This is a genomic window from Streptomyces sp. NBC_00316, from assembly GCF_036158715.1.
In the GTDB taxonomy this organism is placed as follows: domain Bacteria; phylum Actinomycetota; class Actinomycetes; order Streptomycetales; family Streptomycetaceae; genus Streptomyces.
In genome coordinates this window covers 6,497,797-6,520,487 of the sequence record NZ_CP108023.1, presented here as the reverse complement: position 1 = coordinate 6,520,487, position 22,691 = coordinate 6,497,797, and the positions used below count along the sequence as shown (strand labels likewise).

20 protein-coding genes are annotated in these 22,691 nt (G+C 70.5%); 10 read left to right on the top strand and 10 right to left on the bottom strand.

Going from position 1 to position 22,691, the window contains the following annotated elements; translation table 11 throughout:
• Window positions 1-129: 129 nt before the first annotated feature.
• The 4 genes from OG878_RS28965 (at window position 130) to ybaK (ending at window position 4,255) form a co-directional block, all read left to right on the top strand.
• Window positions 130-1,731, top strand: coding sequence for an oxidoreductase (locus OG878_RS28965; RefSeq protein ID WP_328889498.1), 1,602 nt, complete (start codon window positions 130-132; stop codon window positions 1,729-1,731).
• 195 nt (window positions 1,732-1,926) lie between these two features.
• On the top strand, window positions 1,927-2,964 hold the full coding sequence (locus OG878_RS28960) for a hypothetical protein (RefSeq protein WP_328889497.1): 1,038 nt from the start codon (window positions 1,927-1,929) through the stop codon (window positions 2,962-2,964).
• A gap of 5 nt (window positions 2,965-2,969) precedes the next feature.
• On the top strand, window positions 2,970-3,719 hold the full coding sequence (locus OG878_RS28955) for an LON peptidase substrate-binding domain-containing protein (protein WP_328889496.1): 750 nt from the start codon (window positions 2,970-2,972) through the stop codon (window positions 3,717-3,719).
• 26 nt (window positions 3,720-3,745) lie between these two features.
• Window positions 3,746-4,255, top strand: coding sequence for a Cys-tRNA(Pro) deacylase (gene ybaK / locus OG878_RS28950; protein ID WP_328889495.1), 510 nt, complete (start codon window positions 3,746-3,748; stop codon window positions 4,253-4,255).
• A 163-nt stretch (window positions 4,256-4,418) separates the two neighbouring features.
• Here ybaK and OG878_RS28945 read toward each other — a convergent pair whose 3' ends face one another.
• From OG878_RS28945 to OG878_RS28930, 4 genes are all read right to left on the bottom strand, one after another.
• Window positions 4,419-5,156 (bottom strand): ABC transporter permease, encoded by a 738-nt coding sequence (locus OG878_RS28945; protein ID WP_328889494.1) that lies wholly within the window; start codon window positions 5,154-5,156, stop codon window positions 4,419-4,421.
• Window positions 5,157-5,190: 34 nt separating this feature from the next.
• Window positions 5,191-6,021, bottom strand: a complete 831-nt coding sequence (locus OG878_RS28940) for an ABC transporter permease (protein ID WP_443049278.1) — start codon at window positions 6,019-6,021, stop codon at window positions 5,191-5,193.
• 103 nt (window positions 6,022-6,124) lie between these two features.
• Window positions 6,125-7,099: an ABC transporter ATP-binding protein gene (locus OG878_RS28935; protein ID WP_328891416.1), complete on the bottom strand. Its 975-nt coding sequence runs from the start codon at window positions 7,097-7,099 to the stop codon at window positions 6,125-6,127.
• A gap of 95 nt (window positions 7,100-7,194) precedes the next feature.
• The gene (locus OG878_RS28930) at window positions 7,195-8,451 is read right to left on the bottom strand and encodes an NYN domain-containing protein (protein ID WP_328889492.1); all 1,257 of its coding nucleotides are present in this window, start codon (window positions 8,449-8,451) and stop codon (window positions 7,195-7,197) included.
• 223 nt (window positions 8,452-8,674) lie between these two features.
• Here OG878_RS28930 and OG878_RS28925 point away from each other — a divergent pair, with 223 nt between their 5' ends.
• Window positions 8,675-8,854: a hypothetical protein gene (locus OG878_RS28925; protein ID WP_277325695.1), complete on the top strand. Its 180-nt coding sequence runs from the start codon at window positions 8,675-8,677 to the stop codon at window positions 8,852-8,854.
• An 83-nt stretch (window positions 8,855-8,937) separates the two neighbouring features.
• Here the strand turns inward: OG878_RS28925 and dnaE are convergent, their stop codons facing one another.
• Window positions 8,938-12,474: a DNA polymerase III subunit alpha gene (gene dnaE, locus OG878_RS28920; RefSeq protein WP_328889491.1), complete on the bottom strand. Its 3,537-nt coding sequence runs from the start codon at window positions 12,472-12,474 to the stop codon at window positions 8,938-8,940.
• A gap of 169 nt (window positions 12,475-12,643) precedes the next feature.
• Here dnaE and OG878_RS28915 point away from each other — a divergent pair, with 169 nt between their 5' ends.
• From OG878_RS28915 to OG878_RS28895, 5 genes are all read left to right on the top strand, one after another.
• Complete coding sequence (locus OG878_RS28915; RefSeq protein WP_328889490.1) at window positions 12,644-13,969, top strand: DUF2252 domain-containing protein; 1,326 nt, start codon at window positions 12,644-12,646, stop codon at window positions 13,967-13,969.
• Window positions 13,970-14,035: 66 nt separating this feature from the next.
• Complete coding sequence (locus OG878_RS28910) at window positions 14,036-14,764, top strand: hypothetical protein (protein ID WP_328889489.1); 729 nt, start codon at window positions 14,036-14,038, stop codon at window positions 14,762-14,764.
• A gap of 50 nt (window positions 14,765-14,814) precedes the next feature.
• Complete coding sequence (locus tag OG878_RS28905) at window positions 14,815-15,630, top strand: DsbA family protein (RefSeq protein WP_328889488.1); 816 nt, start codon at window positions 14,815-14,817, stop codon at window positions 15,628-15,630.
• An 85-nt stretch (window positions 15,631-15,715) separates the two neighbouring features.
• Window positions 15,716-17,377: an alkaline phosphatase D family protein gene (locus OG878_RS28900; RefSeq protein WP_328889487.1), complete on the top strand. Its 1,662-nt coding sequence runs from the start codon at window positions 15,716-15,718 to the stop codon at window positions 17,375-17,377.
• Between the two features lie 287 nt (window positions 17,378-17,664).
• Window positions 17,665-18,645, top strand: a complete 981-nt coding sequence (locus OG878_RS28895; protein WP_328889486.1) for a zinc metalloprotease — start codon at window positions 17,665-17,667, stop codon at window positions 18,643-18,645.
• 60 nt (window positions 18,646-18,705) lie between these two features.
• Here OG878_RS28895 and OG878_RS28890 read toward each other — a convergent pair whose 3' ends face one another.
• The 5 genes from OG878_RS28890 to OG878_RS28870 form a co-directional block, all read right to left on the bottom strand.
• Window positions 18,706-19,284, bottom strand: coding sequence for a dienelactone hydrolase family protein (locus tag OG878_RS28890; RefSeq protein WP_328889485.1), 579 nt, complete (start codon window positions 19,282-19,284; stop codon window positions 18,706-18,708).
• 129 nt (window positions 19,285-19,413) lie between these two features.
• Window positions 19,414-19,893: a GNAT family N-acetyltransferase gene (locus OG878_RS28885; RefSeq protein WP_328889484.1), complete on the bottom strand. Its 480-nt coding sequence runs from the start codon at window positions 19,891-19,893 to the stop codon at window positions 19,414-19,416.
• Window positions 19,890-20,831 (bottom strand): RluA family pseudouridine synthase, encoded by a 942-nt coding sequence (locus OG878_RS28880; protein WP_328889483.1) that lies wholly within the window; start codon window positions 20,829-20,831, stop codon window positions 19,890-19,892. Before OG878_RS28880 ends, OG878_RS28885 begins: the two co-directional genes overlap by 4 nt.
• Before the next feature lie 23 nt (window positions 20,832-20,854).
• Entirely contained in the window at window positions 20,855-21,442 is a 588-nt protein-coding gene (gene lspA, locus OG878_RS28875) for a signal peptidase II (protein ID WP_328889482.1), read from the bottom strand.
• Between the two features lie 58 nt (window positions 21,443-21,500).
• Complete coding sequence (locus tag OG878_RS28870; protein ID WP_328889481.1) at window positions 21,501-22,295, bottom strand: TraR/DksA family transcriptional regulator; 795 nt, start codon at window positions 22,293-22,295, stop codon at window positions 21,501-21,503.
• Window positions 22,296-22,691: the final 396 nt, after the last annotated feature.

Here is a 22,691-nt window from a genome sequence, read left to right as displayed (position 1 = left end):
CCGTATCACTGGGTGATACATGTCCGGCCGTCACCGACGACCACTCCCGGCCACAGCTGACCACCGGCGTTCACGGCGTCACACAGAGGGAACACAGTGGCATAACAACTGCAAGCGGGAGGGACCACGGTGACCGAACCGCACAGCGATGACATCCCGGACGGTCTCAGCGCGGCCGAGCTGGGGATGTGGCAGGCCTTCCGGAACGGCAGCACCTACGATCTGCGCACCCGTGACACGGTCCGGGACGATCCGTTCGCACCGACGATCTGGGGCGCGGAGCGCAGTGTGGACGCGCGGGTGGTCGCCCGGCTGCTGCTGAGCGGACCGCCGGCCAGGCCCGGGCGTGTCGCCGCGCTGAAGCTCCGGGGGGTACGGATCACCGGGACGCTGGATCTTGCGGGTGGTCGCGTCGCACCGTACGTGGAACTGACCGGGTGCCGCCTGGAGAACGAGGTGCTGCTGCCCGAGTGCCACTTCACGACGTTGCGGATGGCCGGCTGCGCGGCGCCCCGGCTGGAGGCTGCGCGGCTGCGCACCGAGGGCGATCTGCATCTGCCGCGCTGCCGGATCGAGCGCGGGATCCGGCTCACGGACGCCCACATCGGCACGGATCTGCTGCTCAACCAGATCGAGCTCGGGCCCGACCGGCAGGGCCGCGCCCTCGCCGGGGACGGGCTCACGGTCGCCCAGGACCTGCAGGCCGAGATGGTGGAGACACGCGGCGAACTGAGTCTGCGCGGGGCGAAGGTCGGCGGTTCGATGAGCCTGCGCGGCAGCCGTCTGAAGGCCGGGCCGGGGCGGCGGGCGCTGAACGCCCCGCAGCTGACCGTGGAGCGCACGCTGTACATGACGGAGGCGTGGGTGAGCGTCGACACCGGCAACCAGGGCACCACTCCCCCGTACGGCATCGTCATGGCGCCGACCCCGGCGCACGGCACCCGTTCACAGGTCTTCGAGTGCCGCGGCGGGGTGCGGCTCGACGACGGCCGGTTCGGTGACGCGGTCGACCTGCACAAGGCACGATTCGTACTGGCACCCCACGAGGAGCTGTCGCTGCGCCGGATCGTCACCCCGGAGCTGCGGTTCAACGCGGAGCGCCCGGAGGAGGGCAGGGTCGTGCTGAACGGGGCGAAGGTCATCACGCTGATCGACGTGTCGACCAGCTGGCCCGGGCCGGGCGGCCTCGCGATGGGCGGCTTCGTGTACGAGAACCTCGTCCCGTACGGGCACTTCCCCCTCTCCCGGCGCCTGGAGTGGGTGGTGGCGGCGACCCCGGAGTACGTGCCGGAACCGTACGAACGGCTGGCGGCCGTGCTGCGCAACTGCGGGGAGGACGCGGACGCCCGGGAGGTGCTGCTCGCCAAGCAGCGGCGGCGCCGCGAGACGCTGCCGCCCGCCGCGAAGCTGTGGGGATTCCTGCAGGACTGGACGGTGGCCTACGGCTACCGCCCGGGCCGGGCGGCGGTGTGGATGGCGGTGCTGTGGGCTGCGGGGGCGGTGGCCTTCTCGCAGTACGACCCGGCGCCGATCAAGCGGGACGAGCACCCCGAGTGGAACGCGGCGCTGTACGCACTGGACCTGCTGGTGCCCGTGATCAACCTCGGGCAGGACGGGTACTGGCGGATGGAGGGCGACTGGCAGTGGGCGGCGGCCGCCCTGGTGCTGCTGGGATGGATACTGGCCACCACCGTGGCCGCGGGCGCGTCCCGGCTGCTGCGCCGGGGGTGACCGACGGCGCCCGGGCCCGCGCAGCACACCGGTCCACCCCACCGGCCGGCCGTGCAGCGGCAGGCCGAAGCGAAATGATCAAGCCAGATTCCGGCGATTCCTTTACGCTTTGTTGACCGCCTTCGGGGCAACCCATGCACTCGGCACCAAAGCTTCACAGTGCCCCTCTGGCGCTGCTCCGACCAGCGCTTTTGAATGGTCTGCACCATGGCATTCCTTCGCGCTCTGCTCGGAACCGCGCGCATGATCCGGCACTCTCCGCAGCTGTCCACGGGACTGCCGGCGGACGATGCGGTGCTGCTCGACGCCCCCGACGAACGGCTCTCTCCCGCCCTCGTCGCCGCCGCCCTCGGTGAGTACGAGCCGGCCGCCAAGCTCCTCGCCACCACCCGGGACTCCGCCGAATGGGAGAACCGGGACCGCTACCTCAGCCGTCTCGTCACCTTCGCCCACAACCGCGACGGCTGGCTGAACGACTGGCTCGCCGCCGCCCCGCACGACCCGGACGCCCTGCTGGTCAAGGCCGAGCTGGCGGTCCGCCGGGCCTGGGAGTCGCCCGCCCGGACGGAACGGCTGCGCGACGTGGGGCCGCTGATCACCGCGGCCGTCGACAGCGATCCGCGCGACCCGGTGCCGTGGCGGCTCGCCCTGGACCACGCGCGCGGCACGCACGCCTCGCACACCACCTTCGAGGCCCTGTGGGAGCAGGCGATCCAGCGCTCCTCGCACCACTACGGATGCCATGTCGCGGCGCTTCAGTACCTCTCAGCCGCCTGGTACGGCTCGCACCGCGAGTGCTTCGACTTCGCCGAGCAGGCCGCCGAGGACTCGCTGCCCAGTTCCCTGGTGCAGGCCCTGCCGGTGCGGGCCGCGTTCGCGCTGCTGATCGCCGGTCCGGATGTGAAGACGACCTCCGTGCTCGAGGAGCGGATCGACGCGGCCGCGGATCTGGCGATCTCGCTCTCCGCCGCGTTCGAGCCGGGCGACCCCTGGCCGGCCGAGGTCCGCAACCTGCTGGCGTACGTGCTGGTCGTGCGCGGCCGGTGGAAGGAGGCCCTGGAACAGTTCCGGCTGATCGGGCCGTATGCGACGTCGTTCCCGTGGTCGCTGGTGTCCGACGACCCGCTGGGCCAGTTCCTGGATGCCCGGGACGGTGCGCGGCTCGAGGTGGCCTCCGCGACACCTTTGTGGAACCGGGCCGACCACGGCCGGTCGCAGGGCCATTACGCTTGACCGTTGTGACCACCGCTCGTCTGCCCCTCTTCCCGCTGAATGCGGTGCTGTTCCCCGGCCTCGTGCTGCCGCTCAACGTCTTCGAGGAGCGCTATCGCGCCATGATGCGCGAGCTGCTGAAGACCGATGAGGACGAACCGCGCCGCTTCGCCGTGGTAGCCATCCGCGACGGCCGCGAGACCGCCCCGACGGCCGTCGGAATGCCCGACGCCACCGCGACGCCCGACGCGGCCGACCGCGGCCCCGCCGACGGTTTCGGGCCCGACCCCGTCCAGACCTTCCACCGGGTCGGCTGTGTCGCGGACGCGGCGAAGATCCGGGAGCGGGCGGACGGCAGCTACGAGGTCCTGGCGACCGGCACCACCCGGGTCAGGCTGCTCTCGGTCGACGCGAGCGGCCCGTATCTGACGGCCGAATTCGAAGAGCTCGACGAGGACCCCGGCGACGAGGCCGGCGCGCTCGCCGAGGGCGTGCTGCGGGCGTTCCGCAGCTACCAGAAGCGGCTGGCCGGAGCGAGCGAACGCTCGCTGACGACGGGCGCGGACCTGCCCGACGACCCGTCGGTCGTCTCCTATCTGGTGGCCGCCGCCGCGGTCCTCGACATCCCCACCAAGCAGCGGCTTCTGCAGGCCCCGGACACGGCGACGCGGCTGCGCGAGGAGCTGACGCTGCTGCGCTCCGAGACGGCGGTCATCCGCCATCTGCCGTCGCTGCCCGCGGTGGACCTGACCAGGGCCCCCACCCATCCCAACTGACCTCCACCACCCGAGGACCCTGCCCCGTGGCGAAGAAGTCGAAGAAGCAGCAGCAGTCCGGCGCCGGCGGTACCCCGGCGACGGTCGCCCTGACCGCGGCGGGCACGCCGTTCACGACGCACGCGTACGAGCACGACCCGGCCTCCCCCTCCTACGGTGAGGAGGCGGCGGAGGCGCTGGGCGTCTCGCCGGACCGCGTGTTCAAGACCCTGGTGGCCGACGTGGACGGCAACCTGACCGTGGCGGTCGTCCCGGTGGCAGGCTCCCTGGACCTGAAGGCCCTGGCCTCGGCGGTCGGCGGCAAACGGGCAGCGATGGCGGATCCGGCCGCGGCGGAACGCACGACGGGCTACGTACGGGGCGGCATCTCCCCGCTGGGTCAGCGAAAGCGCCTGCCGACGGTGCTGGACGCGTCGGCGCAGGCCCACGAGACCATCTGTGTCTCGGCCGGCCGCCGAGGCCTGGAGGTGGAACTGTCCCCGAAGGATCTGGCCGTGCTGACCGGGGCACTCTTCGCAGCGATCGGCCGCCCGTAGCCCGCCCGCGAGCCCGCCCTCCGGGCCCGCGGGGCGGTCGAGGGCACCGCCCGCTCCGTCCGGCGATCGAGGACCGGGGTGCGGGGCACAGTGCCCCGCTCTCGGGAAGTGGCGGGCGGGGAGACGGCCTCGCGCAGCGGTCCGCCCCGCTCACTCCACGTCCCTACGGCTGCGGCGGAGACCCCGGCGCCGCCCCAGGCGCCCCCGGTACCCCGGGTGCCCCAGGTGCACCGGGTGCCCCAGGTGCCCCCGCGCCCCAGCCTCCCCACTCCGGCTCGGGATCCCTCGGCCCGAACAGCGCCGTGAGCGCCAGGTGAACGACCATCGCCGCCACCGACCACGCCAGCAGCGCCCCCTTCGCGTGCAGCTCGAGCGGTGCGTCGAACACCACCCCCTTGCCGACCTCGCGCGCGTGGGCGACCACATCCCGCTCCGGTCCGAACCAGACGCCGACCCCCCAGGCCACCAGCGACCCCAGCAGCCCGCCGAGGGCGAGGCCTGCCACGAGCGGGATCCCGCCCCGCCGGTGGATCCAGAAGACCAGCGCCGCAGTGACCGCACCGAAGGCGAGCGCCAGCAGCACGAACGTGCCGTCGGCCCCGATCGCCTCCTCGCCCTCGCTGTCCTTGAGGAAGACCGCCTGGTTGTCGGAGACCAGCGGGACCCGCGGCGCCAGCCACAGCCACAGCACTCCGAGCGCGACGCCCGCCACGGTCAGCAACACCGTGATCACGGCAGCCCGCCGCAGATCCGCCTGGGGATCGTCCTCGCCCGGGGACTCCTGGGGCCCCATGGGAACCCCGGGGTAGGAGCCACCGCCCTTGGGCGGCATCCCGCCCGGCGGAATCTGCCAGGGATCGTTGGACGAGGGCTGGTGAGGCGGCGTCAGAGGTGCGGTCACCGTGCCATCGTGCCAGGCGTCCCCGCGCCGCGCCTCACCGGACCGCTGCCCTGCGGTATGCCCAGGTCGCCACGGCCAGCGAGAGGACGCCGACGACGGCGCAGACCGCGAGATCGAGGGCGATGACCGCCCAGTCGGGGTGGCTGCCGAACGACCGGGACAGGGCCTCGACCCCGTACGTCGAGGGCAGCAGATCCCGGGCCCATCCGATCGGCCCGGGCATCCGGTCGGCCGGCAGCACCCCGAGCAGCAGCGCCGCCGACATGCCCAGCTGTCCGAGCAGCGTGGCCAGCTCCTGCCGGGGTGCGAGCAGTCCGAGTGCGGCACCGAGTCCGGAGAGTGCGGCCCCGGCGAGCGGAATGACGGCGACGAGCACCCACAGGTGGGTCATCGGCAGCTGGAAGAGCACGCTCCCGGTGACCGCGGTGACGATCGTGCCGGGCACGGTGAAGGAGGCGTACGCCCCCGCCGCACCGAGCACCACCGCGGCGGGGGGCACCGGCAGGGTGGCGTAGTGGTCGAGCCCGCCGCCGGCCCGCAGCTGCCCGAAGTACTGGGCGAGCAGATTGAGCGCGACGAAGGCGACGACGAGCACGCTGGATCCGGCGACGACGGCGCGCGCCTCCGCCCCGCCCTCGACGACTCCGCGCATCAGGACCATGATCCCGACGGACTGGAAGGTCGCCACGAAGAGCAGCGGGATCCGGGCGACCCTGGCCCGGGACAGCTGGGCGCGGTAGACGGCGGCGAGCGCGGGGAACAGCCGGGCCCGCGGCGCGAGCGGCGCGACGACTGCGGCCGTGTCCCCGGCCGGGGGAAGGCTTCCGGTCGCCGGCTCGGCGCCGGACACCTCCGCACGAACCATGCTCGTCACCTGACGGCGCTCCTGTTCCGTTCCTGCCGGGCCCCGGATCCGTACCGGATCGCTTCGAGCACGTGGCACACACCGATCACGCCGATCGCCCCGGTCACGCCTTCACCAGCCCCTGCGCCGCATGGCCGCCGAGCGCCAGATAGACATCCTCCAGGCTCGGCGTCGCCAGCGTGAAGTCGTCCAGTGCGGCGAACGCCGCCCCGCCGGTCACCGCAGCGACCGCCGCACGCGCCTCGTCCGGCCCGAGCCGCAGCACCCAGCGGCGCCCGGACTCCTGGGCCAGGGGGCGCAGAGCCGCCACTTCGGGTACGTCCAGGGGTGCGCGTTCGCGCCACACGAGCTCGACCCGGACGTCGCCCGCCACGCGCTGCTTGAGCCCGGCCGGGGTGTCGCAGGCGATGACCTTGCCGCGCTCGATGACGGCGACCCGGTCGAGGACGGTCTCCGCCTCGATCACGTTGTGGGTGACCAGCAGCACGGTCGCGCCGTGCTCGGCGCGCCGCCGGTCGACCGCGGCCCAGACGGCGCGGCGTGCGACGGGGTCCATCCCGGTCGTCGGCTCGTCCAGGACCAGCACCGGCCGCTCCCCGACCAGCGCGGCCGCGAAGCAGGCCAGCCGCCGCTGCCCGCCGGAGAGCTTCTTCAGCGGGCGGGCGGCAATGTCGGTGAGGCCGAGTTCGTCGAGTACGGCGTCGCGCGCGGCGCGGGCCTCGCGTACCGCGAGTCCGCGCAGCCGCCCGGTGGTCTCGGCAGCGAGCGACACCGTCAGCTCGTCGAGGGCGGTGGACTCCTGCCCGAGGTAACCGATCAGCCGGGAGGCCCGCTCGGGGTGGCGTACGAGGTCGTGGCCGAGCATCTCGACACTGCCGGAGTCCGGCCGCATCAGTCCGGTGAGCTGCCGCACGAGGGTGGACTTGCCGGCTCCGTTGGGCCCGAGCAGCCCGAAGATCTCGCCGCGCCGGACGTCGAGGCTGATCCCGTCGGTGGCGCGCACCTCGGGGGTCGCCGGTGCACCGCGGCGGCCGCGGGCGGCGGGATAGGTCTTGACCAGATCACGCACCGCGCACACGGTCCCGGTCGCCGTCTGCGCCTGTGCTGTGCCCGTACTCACGAGGTACGAGGGTACGGGGTCGGATGCCCCGGATTGCGCCCGGGGCCGCCGGACTACTCCGCAGCGGGGGCGTGTTCGGCCGCCGCCCGTACGTCGATCTCGCGCCAGAAGCCCGCCCGGATCGCGTACCGGTCGTGTTCGTCGATCTGGTCGTCCTTGTGGGCGAGCAGGCCGAACCGTGCCGCGTACCGCAGCAGCTCGCCGTCGATACGGTGCGGAATGCGCGGGTACATGGTCGACAGTTTCTGCAGATGGACGGTCTCCGGCAGCCGCTCCATCCAGCGCCGGGCGAAGACCTGGCCGACCTCGAAGGGGTCGCCGCCGACGGTGGTGATGTCCTCCTCGCGGTCCGCCCAGCGCTGCTCGGCGGAGGTGAGCTGGGCGAGCGTGGGCAGCGACGCGGTCTCCGCGGGCTCACCGAGCGCGCCGCTGCGCTCCATCCAGCCCTTGTCGGACGACCAGCGCAGCGTGGCGCTCGCCGGGGGCTGGGTGGTCTGGCCGACCGGAACGCCGGGGCCGCGGAGGCTGCCCGCCAGGTCCTTGGGGGTGGGGACGCCTCTGCCCGCATGCGCGGCCGGGGCGTGCACGGCCTCGTCGCCGGCCGGTTCCGCCGTTCCGTTGCGGGCGGCGGCCGCCTGCGCCTCCGAGGCCCGTTCGGCGGAGGCGGCGAGGGCAGCCTCGGGCAGCGGCGCGGAGAGGATCGCGGCGATCTCGGGGCGGGGGGCGGGCGGCGGCGCACAACTGCCGCCGTTGTCCTTGGCCCGCACGGCCTGGGTGATCCAGGCCCGGTCGAGCACCCGGCGCTCGTCGGCCTCGGCGACCAGGTCCTCGGACTGGTTGTAGTCGCCGTCGGCGGCCTGGACGGCCCACAGATGGACGGCGACACCGTGTTCCTTGGCGGACATCAGACCGGGCAGCAGATCGCCGTCGCCGGTCACCAGGACCACATCGGAGCAGGCGCGATTTCTGGCCAGTTCGGTCAGTTCGGCATGCATGGCGGCGTCGACGCCCTTCTGCGCCCACCGCCCGTCACTGCGAGTGAGCGCCCCGAGTCTGACGGTCACCCGCGGCATGACGCGCAGCCTGCGGTGCTCGGGCTGCGGTACCCGGTCGGGGGCGCCGTCGAACCAGTAGATCCGCAGCAGCGGCTGCGCCGTATCCGCTTCGGCGCGCTCGCGCAGGCCCTGGATCAGCGCCGCATGGTCGACGGTGATACGGGAACGGGCGGGCTCTCCGGCCAGCAGACTCGCGGCTGCGCCCAGCAGATAGCCGGCGTCCACCAGGACGACACAACGGTCCACGCGTTCCACCCTCTTCCTGACCTCGGGAATGGGTTCTGCTCAGGGTTTCCTTCGAGTCTGCCCGACAGCAGGAGGGTTGACGGCCGGAACTCGATCATCGGCGTGGCGAATCGGTAAATCGGCGCATGATACCCGCTTACTACACACGGTAATGATCCAACATGCGGGCTATATCCTGATATGTGAGTCTGACAGCGGTCCTGGCCCCGAGATTCCGCACAGGAGGAACACCATGGCCAAGAACAAGAACCGCAAGCAGAGCAGCCAGCCGAGCCGCGCGGCCGCATCGGAGCGTGGTGCGGAGGAGGCGAAGTCGACGGCTTACGAGTCGCAGATACAGCCTCAGTCGCAGGCCCAGGGCAGCCCTGCTGATGTTGCTCGTAAGCACCAGCGGCGCTTCGGCCACAACTGACCGGTCCGGCCCCGGGCCGGTAACCGAGAGGGGCGCACCCGCTTTCGCGGGGCGCCCCTCTCGTATGTGCGCGGGTGTACGGCTCAGCCGGCCAGGCAGGACGGGCCGAGCAGCACCTTCAGGTCGCCGAAGAGCGCCGGATCGGGCTGGACCCGGTGCCGGTCGAGCCGCAGGACGGTGGTCTTCCGGGGGCCCTGGAGCTTGATCCGTACCTCGGTGTTGCCACGGTGGTTGCTGAGCACCTCGCCGAGGCGGGCGACCATCGGCGGCGTGATCTTGACCGTGGGGATGGTGAGCACCACGGGTGCGTTGGTCCCGGCCGACGAGAGGTCGGGGACCTGCATCTCCATGGCGACCAGCCGCGGAATGTCCTCGCGCTTGTCGAGCCGCCCCTTGACGAAGACGACGGTGTCCTCGACGAGCTGCGTGGAGACCAGCTGGTACGTGGCGGGGAAGAACATGCACTCGATGGAACCGGCCAGGTCCTCCACGGTGGCGATGGCCCAGGCGTTGCCCTGCTTGGTCATCTTGCGCTGGAGGCCGGAGATGATGCCGCCGATGGTGACGATCGCACCGTCGGCGTGCTCACCGCCGGTGAGCTGCGAGATCGCCGCGTCGGACTTGTCCGACAGGACGTGCTCGATGCCGAAGAGCGGGTGGTCGGAGACGTACAGCCCGAGCATCTCGCGCTCCTGGGCCAGCAGGTACGACTTCTCCCACTCGATGTCGGAGAACTCGACGTCGAGCCCGAAGCCCGGCTCGTCGCTGTCCTCCTCGCCGCCGCCGAAGAGGTCGAACTGCCCCTCGGCCTCCTTGCGCTTGACCTGAACCACGTTGTCGATCATCGGCTCGTGGTGGGCGACGAGGCCCTTGCGGGTGTGGCCCATCTCGTCGAAGGCGCCGGCCTTGATCAGTGATTCGACGGTCCGCTTGTTGCAGACGACCGCTTCGACCTTGTCGAGGAAGTCGGGGAAGGTGCTGTACTTCCCCTTCGCCTTGCGGCATCGGATGATCGAGTCGACGACGTTCTGCCCGACGTTACGGATGGCCGTCAGCCCGAAGAGGATGACGTCGTCACCCTGGGCGGCGAAGTTCGACTCGGACTCGTTGACGTTCGGCGGGAGCACCTTGATGCCCATGCGGCGGCACTCGTTGAGGTAGACCGCGGACTTGTCCTTGTCGTCCTTGACCGAGGTCAGCAGCGCCGCCATGTACTCGGCGGGGTAGTTCGCCTTGAGGTACGCCGTCCAGTAGGTGACCAGGCCGTACGCGGAGGAGTGCGCCTTGTTGAACGCGTACCCGGCGAACGGGACCAGCACGTCCCACAGGGCCTGGATCGCCGCGTCGGAGAAGCCGTTCTTCTTGGCGCCCGCCTGGAAGAGCACGAAGTTCTTCGCCAGCTCGTCGGCCTTCTTCTTGCCCATCACCCGGCGCAGGATGTCGGCCTCGCCGAGCGAGTACCCGGCGATGATCTGGGCGGCCTTCTGCACCTGCTCCTGGTAGACGATCAGGCCGTAGGTCAGGCCCAGCGTCTCCTTGAGCGGCTCCTCCAGCTCCGGGTGGATCGGGGTGATCTCCTGGCGGCCGTTCTTGCGCTCGGCGTAGTTCGTGTGCGAGTTCATGCCCATCGGGCCCGGCCGGTACAGGGCCGAGACGGCGGAGATGTCCTCGAAGTTGTCGGGCTGCATCTGGCGCAGCAGGGAGCGCATCGGGCCGCCGTCGAACTGGAAGACGCCCAGCGTGTCACCGCGGCACAGCAGCTCGTACGTCTTGGGGTCGTCCAGCGGGACGGAGAGCAGCTCCAGCTTGATGCCCTTGTTGGCCTCCACCATCTTGACGGCGTCGTCCATGATGGTGAGGTTGCGCAGGCCGAGGAAGTCCATCTTCAGCAGGCCGAGCGACTCGCACTGCGGGTAGTCCCACTGCGTGATGGTGACGCCGTCGGTGTGCCGGACCCAGACCGGGGCGTGGTCGACGATGGGCTCGCTGGACATGATGACGCCTGCGGCGTGCACGCCCATCTGCCGGACCAGCCCCTCGACACCCTTGGCGGTGTCGATGACCTTCTTGACGTCCGGCTCGCTCTCGTACATCCCCCGGATCTCGCCCGCCTCGCTGTAGCGCGGGTGCTTGGGGTCGGTGATCCCGGAGAGGTCGATGCCCTTGCCGAGGACGTCGGCGGGCATGGCCTTGGTGAGCCGGTCGCCCATCGCGTACGGATAGCCGAGGACACGGGCCGAGTCCTTGATCGCGTTCTTGGCCTTGATCTTGCCGTACGTACCGATCATGGCGACCTTGTCGGCGCCGTACTTCTCCGTCACGTACCGGATCACCTCGACGCGCCTGCGCTCGTCGAAGTCGATGTCGACATCGGGCATGGAGACACGCTCGGGGTTGAGGAACCGCTCGAAGATCAGCCCGTGCTCGATCGGGTCGAGGTCGGTGATCCCCATCGCGTACGCGACGATCGAACCGGCCGCGGAGCCACGCCCGGGGCCCACCGCGATGCCGTTGTTCTTGGCCCACATGATGAAGTCGGCGACGACGAGGAAGTACCCCGGGAACCCCATCTGGATGATGACGTCCATCTCGTACTCGGCCTGCTTCTGCCGGTCCTCGGGGACGCCGCCCGGGTAGCGGCGGTTCATGCCGACCCGGACCTCCTCCTGGAACCAGGTGATCTCGGTGAAGCCGTCCGGGATGTCGAACTTCGGCATCAGGTCGCGCTTCTCGAACATCCCGGTGGTGTCGATCTGCTCGGCGACCAGCAGGGTGTTCGCGCACCCCTGCTGCCAGGCGTCGGAGGAGTCGACGGCGTACATCTCGTCCGTCGTCTTCAGGTAGTAGCCCGTGCCGTCGAACCGGAAGCGGTCCGGGTCGGAGAGGTTCTTGCCGGTCTGGATGCACAGCAGCGCATCGTGCGCGGCGGCCTCGCTGGCGTACGTGTAGTGCGAGTCGTTCGTCACGAGCGGCGGGATGTTCAGCTTCTTGCCGATTTCGAGGAGCCCGTCACGGACCCGGCGCTCGATCTCGATGCCGTGGTCCATCAGCTCCAGGAAGTACCTGCCCTCGCCGAAGATGTCCTTGTAGTCGGAGGCCGCCTGGACCGCCTCGTCGAACTGGCCGAGCCGCAGCCGCGTCTGCACCTCGCCGGACGGGCAGCCGGTGGACGCGATCAGGCCCTCGGACCACTGGGAGATGGTCTCCTTGTCCATGCGCGGCCACTTCTGCAGCCAGCCCTCGGCATACGCGTCCGAGGAGAGCCGGAAGAGGTTGTGCAGACCCGTCCTGTTCGACGCCCAGATCGTCTTGTGGGTGTAACCACCCGAACCCGAGACGTCGTCGCGCTTCTGGTGCGGCTGACCCCACTGGATCTTCCGCTTGTGCTTGCGCGACTCGGGGGCGACGTACGCCTCGATGCCGATGATGGGCGTCACCCCGGCCTTGGTCGCCGAGTGGAAGAAGTCGTACGCACCGTGCAGGTTGCCGTGGTCCGTCATCGCGATGTGCGACATGCCCATCTCGTTGCAGGCGGCGAACATGTCCTTGAGCCGCGCGGCACCGTCCAGCAGCGAGTACTGGGTGTGGACGTGAAGGTGCGTGAAAGGCGGCTTGGTCACGGCGTCGGGCCTCCGGGGAAACAAGCAATGACGGACTGGGGGGACAGCGTGGAAGTCTACGTCTCCGGACTGACGGTCGAGGGGCACTCCCGGGTACCGTCGCGCGTTGGAGGGACGGAGACACCCGTCCCATTTGTCATGAACGCCAGGTACCAGGAGGCACCCACAGATGTCGGAAGCGCAGACCGGCGCAGCGCAGCGCGGGGAGCAGATTCTCGAGGTTTTCGACACCGCCTTCGGCGAGCTGCTGGCCGCCGATCCGGCGGCCTTCCGGGTGAAGTTCCGGAAGATGGCGGGCTCGGCGTTCGCCTTCTACCGGGGCACGGCGTGCCTGTTCTACAACGACCTGGAGCGGGAGCGGCACGGCGGCCCGTACCTGGACGACCGGACCGGCCGGGTGTGGATCCACGGCGATCTGCACGCGGAGAACTTCGGCACGTACATGGACGCCAACGGCCGGCTGATCTTCAATGTGAACGACTTCGACGAGGCGTACGTCGGCCCGTTCACCTGGGACCTCAAGCGGTTCGCCGCCTCCGTCGCCCTGATCGGGTACGCGAAGGCGCTGAGCGACGACCAGATCAGCGAGCTCGTCCGGGTCTACGCCGCGGCCTACCGCGAGCGGATCCACGCCCTCGCGACGGGCGCGAAGAACGACGAGGTGCCCCCCTTCACGCTGGACACCGCCGAGGGGCCGCTGCTGGGCGCGCTGCGCGACGCCCGGTCGCTGACCCGGTTCTCGCTGCTCGACTCGATGACGGAGATCCGGGACTTCGAGCGCCGGTTCGCGGCGGGCGGCGGCGCGATCGATCTGGACGCGGCGACGCGCTACAAGGTCCTGGCCGCGTTCGACGGCTACCTGGAGACGCTGCCCGAGTCGAGCCTGACCCGCCCCGACTCGTACCGGGTGAAGGACGTCGTCGGCCGGCGTGGCATCGGCATCGGCTCGGCCGGGCTGCCCTCGTACAACATCCTGCTGGAGGGCAACAGCGACGCCCTGGAGAACGACGTCGTGATCTACATCAAGCAGGCGCAGACCCCGGCGGTCTCCCGGCACATCACCGACGCGGCCGTGCGCGACTACTTCCAGCACGAGGGGCACCGCACGGTCATCTCGCAGCGTGCCCTGCAGGCGCACGCCGACCCGTGGCTCGGCTGGACCGAGCTGGACGGCTCGGGGCAGCTGGTCGCCGAGGTCTCGCCGTACGCGGTCGATCTGGACTGGTCCGACATCGACGAACCGGAGGAGATCGCCGCGGTCGTCGCCGATCTCGGCCGGGCGACGGCGACGATGCACTCCGCGGCGGACGACGAGAGCGGGCACTCCCTGGTGCCGTTCTCCACCGAGCGGGCGATCGACGCGGCGATCGCGGCGGACGAGGAGGGCTTCGCCGGGCTGCTGGTGGACTTCGCGCACACCTACGGGGCCCGGGCGCGCGCCGACCACCAGATCTTCGTGGACCTCTTCCGCAACGGCCGCATCCCGGGGTTGTGACCCCGCCCACACCCGAGCGCCCTCTTTAGCGATCGCTTACAGGTTCACATGGCACACTCTCGGGCGATGGACATATCAGGGACGCAGCTCAGAGTCGTTCGCGCGGCGCTTTTCACAGCGCTCGTCGTGACGCTCTCGGCTGCGTCCCATGTGCTGCTCTCCCGGGTCCCGCTGCCTCTGACGGTGGTCGGCGCACTGGCCGGTCTCGTCTTCGCCGTGGCGTACGCGCTGGCCGGCCGGGAGCGCGGCTTCGGTGCGATCGCCGGACTGCTGGTGCCGTTGGAGCTGGCCGCCGACACCGTCTTCACCACCGGCCAGCACCTCTGTTACGGCGCCGCGGGCGGCCCGATCGCAGGCCCGCTGCGTTCGGTGGGGGTCGACGTCCTGTGCGGCGGCGAGGTCGGTGCCGGGACCGCGCGGCTCGGCCACGTAGGCGCGGTGGGCACCCCACTGGCCTCGGTGACCGGCGACGGGCACGGCGCTGCCGCCCTGCTGGCCTCCCCGGGCCCCGCGGTGCCGTGGCTGCTGCTGGCCGCCCATGTGACGGTCGGCCTGCTGGCCGCGGCGTGGCTGCGGCACGGCGAGTCCGCGCTCGCGGGTCTGCTGCGGGCGGCCGCCGCCACGGCGTTCCGGCCGCTGCTGATCGCGGCCGCCGTCGTGGGCACGGCTCGCACCTGCGTGCGCCGCGCCGCCCGGCCCGCCCCGTTCGGCCCGCACCTGGTCGCGCACGCCCGTCTCCTCGTGCACTCCGTGGGACGGAGGGGACCGCCGCGCTCGGCCTGCGCCACCGCCTGAGCACGCACGTCCCTGACGATGTACACCACATACCCCACGGAGAATCAGCCATGAGCAACCGCAACAGCCAGGCCAACAAGGCAGCCGCCCGCGAGCGGCTGCGCGCCGAGCGCGAGCGCCAGGCCAAGAAGGACAAGGTCCGCAAGCAGGTCGTCGTCGCCGTCTCGGTGGTCGGCGTGCTCGCGGTGGCCGGTGTCGCCAGCTACGGCGTGATGCAGCTGAACAAGCCCGGCCACTGGGAGGCGGCGGCCGACGCGAAGAACGTCACCGCGCCGAAGAACACGTCCGGCACCAACGGCACGACCGTCGTCGTCGGCAAGTCGACCGCGAAGAAGACCCTCGAACTGTACGAGGACTCGCGCTGCCCGATCTGCGCCCAGTTCGAGCAGACCGTCGGCGAGACCGTCCACAAGGACGTCGACGCCGGCAAGTACAAGGTCAAGTACATCGGTGCGACGTTCATCGACAACAGCGACAGCGGCGAGGGCTCCAAGAACGCGCTGAGCGCCCTGGGTGCGGCGCTGAACGTCAGCCCCCAGGCGTTCCTCGACTACAAGTACGCGCTCTACTCCGCGAAGTACCACCCGGAGGAGACCGACGACAAGTTCGCCAAGGACTCGTACCTCATCGAGGTCGCGAACACGGTGGACGCGCTGAAGGACAACAAGGCGTTCCAGAAGGACGTCAACGACGGTACGTACGACAACTGGGCCATGAAGATGTCCGAGACGTTCGACAAGAGCGGCGTCCAGGGCACCCCGACGCTGAAGATGGACGGCAAGACGGTCACCGGCGAGGGCTCCAAGAACGCTCCGATGACCGTCGCCGACTTCAACACCGCGATCACCAAGGCGCTGAAGGGCTGATTCCGGGCGACGGTTTCCCGACAGGCAGGCGAACTTCCTTTGTTCGCCTGCCCGTTCGCCTTACTGGTCAGTAGGGTGCTGCCCCGTGACCAGTCGACACGTTTCTCCGTCCCTTTCCGCTCCCAGCCGCCGCACCCTGGTGAAGGCCGCTGCCGCCACCGCCGTCGTGGCCCCCGTGCTCGGCGCCGCCACCAGCGCCCGCGCCGCCGACGGGCCCGCCTTTCTGCACGGCGTCGCCTCCGGCGATCCGCTGCCCGACGGCATCCTCCTGTGGACCCGCGTCACCCCCACCCCCGACGCGGTGCCCGGCTCCGGCCGCGGCGCCGACACGGCGGTGCGGTGGGAGGTCGCCGAGGACAAGGAGTTCACCCGGATCGTCGCCCAGGGCTCCACCGTGGCGAGGGCCGCATCCGACCACACCGTCAAGGCCGACGTCCGGGGACTGGCCCCGGCGACCGCGTACTGGTTCCGCTTCTCGGCGGGCGACGGCGCGGCGGTACGGAGCCCGGCCGGCCGTACCCGCACGGCTCCGGCGGCCGGCGCGGCCACCCCGGGGGTGCGCTTCGGCGTGGTGTCGTGCGCCAACTGGGAGTCCGGCTACTTCTCCCCGTACCGTCACCTCGCCGCCCGCGCCGACCTCGACGCGGTCCTCCACCTCGGTGACTACATATACGAGTACGCGTCGGGCAGTTACCCGGACGCGAAGTACGTCGTACGACCGCACGAGCCCAGGAACGAGATCCTCACCCTCGCCGACTACCGGACCCGGCACGGCCACTACAAGACGGACGCCGATCTGCAGACCCTGCACGCCACGCACCCGGTGATCGCGATCTGGGACGACCACGAGTTCGCCAACGACGCCTGGTCGGGCGGGGCCGAGAACCACACGCCGGGCACCGAGGGCTCCTGGGCCGACCGGGCGGCCGGCGCCAAGCAGGCGTACTTCGAGTGGATGCCGGTCCGCGCCTCCACCGAGGGCACCGTCTACCGGCGGCTGCGCTTCGGCAACCTGGCCGATCTCCACCTCCTGGATCTGCGCACCTTCCGCTCCCAGCAGTCGACGATCGGCAACGGCTCGGTCGACGACCCGGACCGCACGATCACCGGCCGGGCGCAGCTGGACTGGCTGAAGTCGGGCCTGGCCGGTTCGGACGCCACCTGGAAGCTGGTCGGCACATCGGTGATGATCTCGCCGGTCGCGTTCGGTTCCCTGCCTGCTCATCTGCTGGAGCCGCTGGCCGGCTTGCTGGGCCTGCCCACGGAGGGGCTCGCCGTCAATGTCGACCAGTGGGACGGGTACACGGACGACCGCAAGGAACTGATCGCGCATCTGCGGGACCGGTCGATCACCAACACGGTCTTCCTGACCGGCGACATCCACATGGCGTGGGCCAACGACGTGCCGGTGAAGGCCGCGACGTATCCGCTCTCGGCGTCGGCCGCCACGGAGTTCGTGGTGACGTCGGTGACGTCGGACAACCTCGACGACATCCTGCATGTCGCGCCGCAGACGGTCTCCGTGCTCGCCGCGGCGGCGGTCAAGGCCGCCAACCGCCATGTGAAGTGGGTGGACATGGACTCTCACGGCTACGGCGTCCTCGATGTGACCGCCGAGCGCTCGCAGATGGACTACTACGTGGTCTCCGACAAGACGAAGCAGGACGCCACCGCCGCCTGGACGCGTTCGTACCGAACGCTCAGCGGCACCCAGAAGGTCGAGCGGGTGGACCGCCCGGTGCGCTGAGCATCGACTTTCGGCCACGACGGCACATGTTGACGGCGCATTACATCGCTACGGCGGGTGGCGTGTTCCCCGGCCTCAATGGGGACACACTGCCCGCCGGGGTGACGCGCGACGTTACGTCCGCGTCTCAAACTCCGGAGCCCGCAGAAATATTTCTTCCCGTTTCCCCGGTTTGCCCCACGATTGATTGGGCTCGATCGATTCTCGACCAGGAATGACATGCACACGTAATCTCCCGGCTTGGCGGGTGAGGAAATGCCTCCCCCACACATCCGCGAGGAGTACCTGTGCACACTCTTGCCCGCATATCGCCGCGTATACGTAACCGGGCGATCGGCACCGTCATCCTGGCCGGAACCCTGGCCCTGGCACCGCTCTCCGCGCCCTCCGGCTCGGCCGCCACCAAGGTGTCCGCCGCCTCCGCCGAAAAGTGCGCGAGCACCGACGCCACGGCGCGCCAGGCCCGCCCCTCGGGCCCCGACCACGGCGCTGAGCCCAACGAGCTCACCACGACCCAGGCCAAGGCCATGGACACACAGCTCAAGGAGAGACTCGCGGACCGCCGGCTCAGCGGCACCACACTGGCCGCCGCCGGAGCCACCGTCCCGGTCTACTTCCACGTCATCCACTCCGGCGCTGCCGGCAACCTCACCGCCGGCGACATCAGCAGCCAGATGAACGTGCTGAACGCGGCCTACAGCGGCCAGGGCACCGGAAACACCGACACCGGCTTCCAGTTCTCCCTGGCAGGCACCGACTACACGGACAACGCGTCCTGGTACAACCTCTCCTCGGGCTCGTCCGCCGAGAAGGCGATGAAGCAGGCGCTGCGCAAGGGCGGCAAGAACGCGCTCAACATCTACACCGCCAACCTCGGCGGCGGGCTGCTCGGCTGGGCGACCTTCCCCAGCTCGTACAACTCCAGCCCGAGCATGGACGGCGTGGTGATCCTCGACGCCTCACTGCCGGGCGGCTCGGCCACCAACTACGACGAGGGCGACACCGCCACCCACGAGGTCGGCCACTGGATGGGGCTGTACCACACCTTCCAGGGCGGCTGTAACGGCAACGGTGACTACGTCGCCGACACGCCCTCCGAGAAGAGCGCCGCGTTCGAGTGCCCGACCGGACGTGACACCTGCCCCAACAAGACCGGGGCCGACCCGATCCACAACTTCATGGACTACACCTACGACTCCTGCATGTACCAGTTCACCGCGGGCCAGGTGCAGCGGATGAGCGACAGCTGGACCGCGTACCGCGCCTGATCCCCGGCCTCGTACGACAGGGCTCCGCATGCCCTCCCGGATGCGGAGCCCTCCACGCGTCTACAGGGTCGCGAGGAAGCCGAGCGAGACCTTCCAGGTCAGGTCGGCCGACGCCGCGTCGAAGTCCGGCAGTTCCGGGTCCGTGAAGAGGTGGCCGGCGCCGGGGTAGCGGTAGACCTCGACGTCTGCGCCGGTCCGCTGCATCTGCAGGTACCAGGAGTTCAGCCAGTCGTGCGTCTCGAACGGATCCGGGTCGGCGACGTGCAGCTGTACGGGCAGCTCCTCGACCGATGCGTTCTCCGCGATGTCCGACGTGCCGTGGAACAGCAGCAGTCCGCGCGCCTTCTCGTCACCGAGCGCCAGGGTCTGGGCGGTGGACGCGCCGAAGGAGAAGCCCGCGTAGACCAGCCCGCGCTCGGAGTAGGGTGCGGCGGCCAGCACGGCGCGCCTGAGCAGTTCGTCCTTGCCCACCTCGTCCTTGAAGGCCATGCCTTCCTCGACGGTGTCGAACGTGCGCCCGCCGAAGAGGTCGGGCACGTGCACCTCGTGGCCGGCGGCGCGCAGCCGGGCGGCGGCCGCGTGCACCGCGGGGCGCAGGCCGTACGTCGAGTGGAAAAGCATGATGTCCATGGGAGCCATGGTGCCAGTTGTGCGCGACAGCACGCTGAACGGCGGGCGGTCCCGCCGTCGGCGCAGGCTCCGTACCCGGCCGGCGCGGGCGTGCCGGGGGCGCCGCCCCGCTCGGTGCGGCCGGCGCGACGCAGGCGGTCAGAGAGTGCGGCGCATCGCCCGGTGGGCGATTCCCGCGTCCGGGAATTCGGGGCCGTACGCCACGTACCCGAGCCGCTCGTAGAAACCGAGCGCATGGGTCTGTGCATGCAGGTCCACGACGGCGAGCCCCAGCTCGCGGGCCGCGTCCTCGATGGCCCGCACCAGCGCCACGCCGACCCCGAGGCCGCGCGCCCGCTTGGTCACCGCGAGCCGGCCGAGCGAGCCGACGGTGAGGTCACCACCGGTCTTGGCGGCCACCCCCGCGCCGTGCAGCAGCCGTCCCGTGCCGAGCGTCGAGCCGTCCGCCGCGAGCGCGATGACATGCACCGCGTCCGCGTCGTAGGCGTCGTACTCGATCTCCTCGGGCACGTTCTGCTCGCCGACGAAGACCTCCTTGCGGACCTGGAAACAGGCCGCGCGGTCGCTCTCGTCGACGGCTGTGCGGGTGGTGTACGGGGCCGGGGTACCGGTGGTCATTCGCTCTCCGCCGCGATCGTGTCCAGCGCGTGCTGCAGGTCGTCCGGGTAGCTGCTGGCGAACTCCACCCAGCTGCCGTCCGCCGGGTGCTCGAAGCCGAGCCGGACGGCGTGCAGCCACTGCCTCGTCAGCCCGAGACGCTTGGCCATCGTCGGGTCGGCGCCGTAGGTCAGGTCGCCGACGCAGGGGTGACGATGGGCGGACATGTGCACGCGGATCTGGTGGGTGCGGCCGGTCTCCAGCTTGATGTCGAGGAGGCTGGCGGCCCGGTAGGCCTCGATGAGGTCGTAGTGCGTCACGGAGGGCTTGCCCTCGGCGGTGACGGCCCACTTGTAGTCGAGGTTGGGGTGACGCCCGATGGGGGCATCGATCGTGCCGCTCATCGGGTCCGGGTGGCCCTGGACCAGCGCGTGGTACTTCTTCTCGACGACCCGGTCGCGGAACTGGCCCTTCAGCAGTGTGTAGGCCCGCTCGGACTTGGCGACGACCATCAGACCGGAGGTGCCGACGTCGAGACGGTGCACGATGCCCTGGCGCTCGGCGGCGCCCGACGTCGAGATCCGGTACCCGGCCGCGGCGAGACCGCCGATGACGGTGGTACCGGTCCAGCCGGGGCTCGGGTGGGCGGCCACCCCGACCGGCTTCACGATCACGACGATGTCGTCGTCGTCGTGCACGATCTCCATGCCCTCGACGGGCTCGGCGACGATCTGCACGGGAGCGGGTGCCTGCGGCATCTCCACTTCCAGCCAGGCGCCGCCCTGCACCCGCTCGGACTTCCCGACCACCGCACCGTCCACCTGCACCTTTCCGGCGACGGCCAGCTCGGCGGCCTTGGTGCGGGAGAACCCGAACATCCGGGAGATGACGGCGTCGACACGCTCGCCCTCCAGACCGTCGGGCACGGGCAGGGTTCGGACCTCGGGATACGTACTCACCAGTCGAGTATGCCTTGCCCCCGCTAGTCCTTGTGCACGGTGCCGTCGGGGTCCAGGCCTCTGAAGGAAAGGATCACGATCAGGATGCCGCCGCAGACGATGGCGGAGTCCGCGAGGTTGAAGACGGCGAAGTGGGCGGGGGCGATGAAGTCCACGACCGCGCCCTTGAAGATGCCGGGCGAGCGGAAGATCCGGTCGGTGAGGTTGCCGAGCGCCCCGCCGAGCAGCAGACCGAGCGCGATGGCCCAGGGCAGGCTGTAGAGCTTGCGGGCCAGCCGGGCGATGACGACGATCACAGTCGCCGCGATGACCGTGAAGATCACCGTGAACGCCTCACCGATACCGAAGGCGGCGCCCGCGTTCCGGATCGCGTCGAACCGGAGCCAGTCGCCGAGGATCTCGATGGGCTCGTGGTGCTCCAGCTTCGCGACCACGATCATCTTGCTGATCAGGTCGAGCAGATAGGCGAAGACGGCCACGGCGAAGAGCACCACGATCTTCCGTTTGCCCTTGCCCCGGACCTCGCCGGGGACCGTGTCCTCGCTCTTTCCCTCGGCCCCCTCGGCTTCAGGGATGTCCGGCGTACTGATGATGCGCTCCGCCTCTGCCACGTGAGTCCCTCAACCTAGGTTCCTGACCGATGACGAGGGTACGACACACCTGTGTGGATCAGCCGCGGCGCTCCTGCTTCTGTTTGTCCTCGACACAGAGCGTGGCGCGGGGGAATGCCTGCATCCGCGCCTTGCCGATCGGCTTGCCGCAGATCTCGCACAGTCCGTACGTCCCCGCGTCGAGCCGGGCCAGCGCCCGCTCGGTCTGTTCCAGCATCTCCGTGGCATTGGCGGCGAGCGCCATCTCGTGCTCGCGGGTGATGTTCTTCGTGCCGGTGTCCGCCTCGTCGTCACCGGCCCCGTTGCCGGAGTCCCTCATCAGGCCGGCGAGCGCGACCCCCGAGGCCTCCAGCTCGCTGCGCAGCCGCATGATCTCGCTGGTCAGCTCGGCCCGGGCCTCCGCGACCTCCTCCGGCGTCCAGGGGTCCTCGCCGGGCCGTACGGCCAGTTCCCCGGGCGCTGTCGCGGCAGCCCGTGCGGGCGGCACCGGCGCCATGTCCTGGGCGGCCGTGCGGGTCCGGGCTGCGCTCTTCTTGGCTACCACCGTGTGGGCTCCTGTCTGCTCGGCGGCCTCGGCCGCCCCCGTGGCCGCCGCAGCGGCCTTCTTCGAAGCCTTCTTGACCGCGCTCTTCTTCGCCGTGGCCTTCTTGGCCGGGGCTTTCCCGGCCGCGGGCTTCTTCGCCACAGCCTTCTTCGCAGTGGCCTTCTTCGCCGCCGTCCGCTTCGCCGCGGCCTTCTCCTGGCCGGGCTCCGCGGCGGTCTCCGGGCCCGCCTCTCCGGTCGTCTCCTCGGCCGCCGCGCCCGTGGATCTCGCTGACGCCGTTTTCTTTACGGCGGTCTTCTTCGCCACCATGGCCGCGGCCCCTTCACATATTGTGATCTTGCACGCGAATCGTGCTGGGACGATAAATCGACCCCAGCCCCGCGGCAACGGGGCACGCCGCCGAACCGCCCCTCCCCATGCCGGATCACCACACGTCTGAATCCGTTGTGCCCAGCTCCCCGCCCCGTAATCCGCCTCCCGGCGCCCGTCGGGACTCCGCGCGCCCCGTCTGCCCATTCGGGTCATGCCCGCGGCCGCTCGACAAACCGGTCGGCCGCCGCCCGTACGGGCCCGTACACTGGCCCCAGCGAGAGGCGTGGATGGGACGAGTAGCGTCGTACGCAGCCAGGAGCGACCCGGGGACGGTGAGAGCCCGGGGGCGAGCGCGTCGTGAATATCACCCGGAGCCGTCGGAAGAACGCCGCA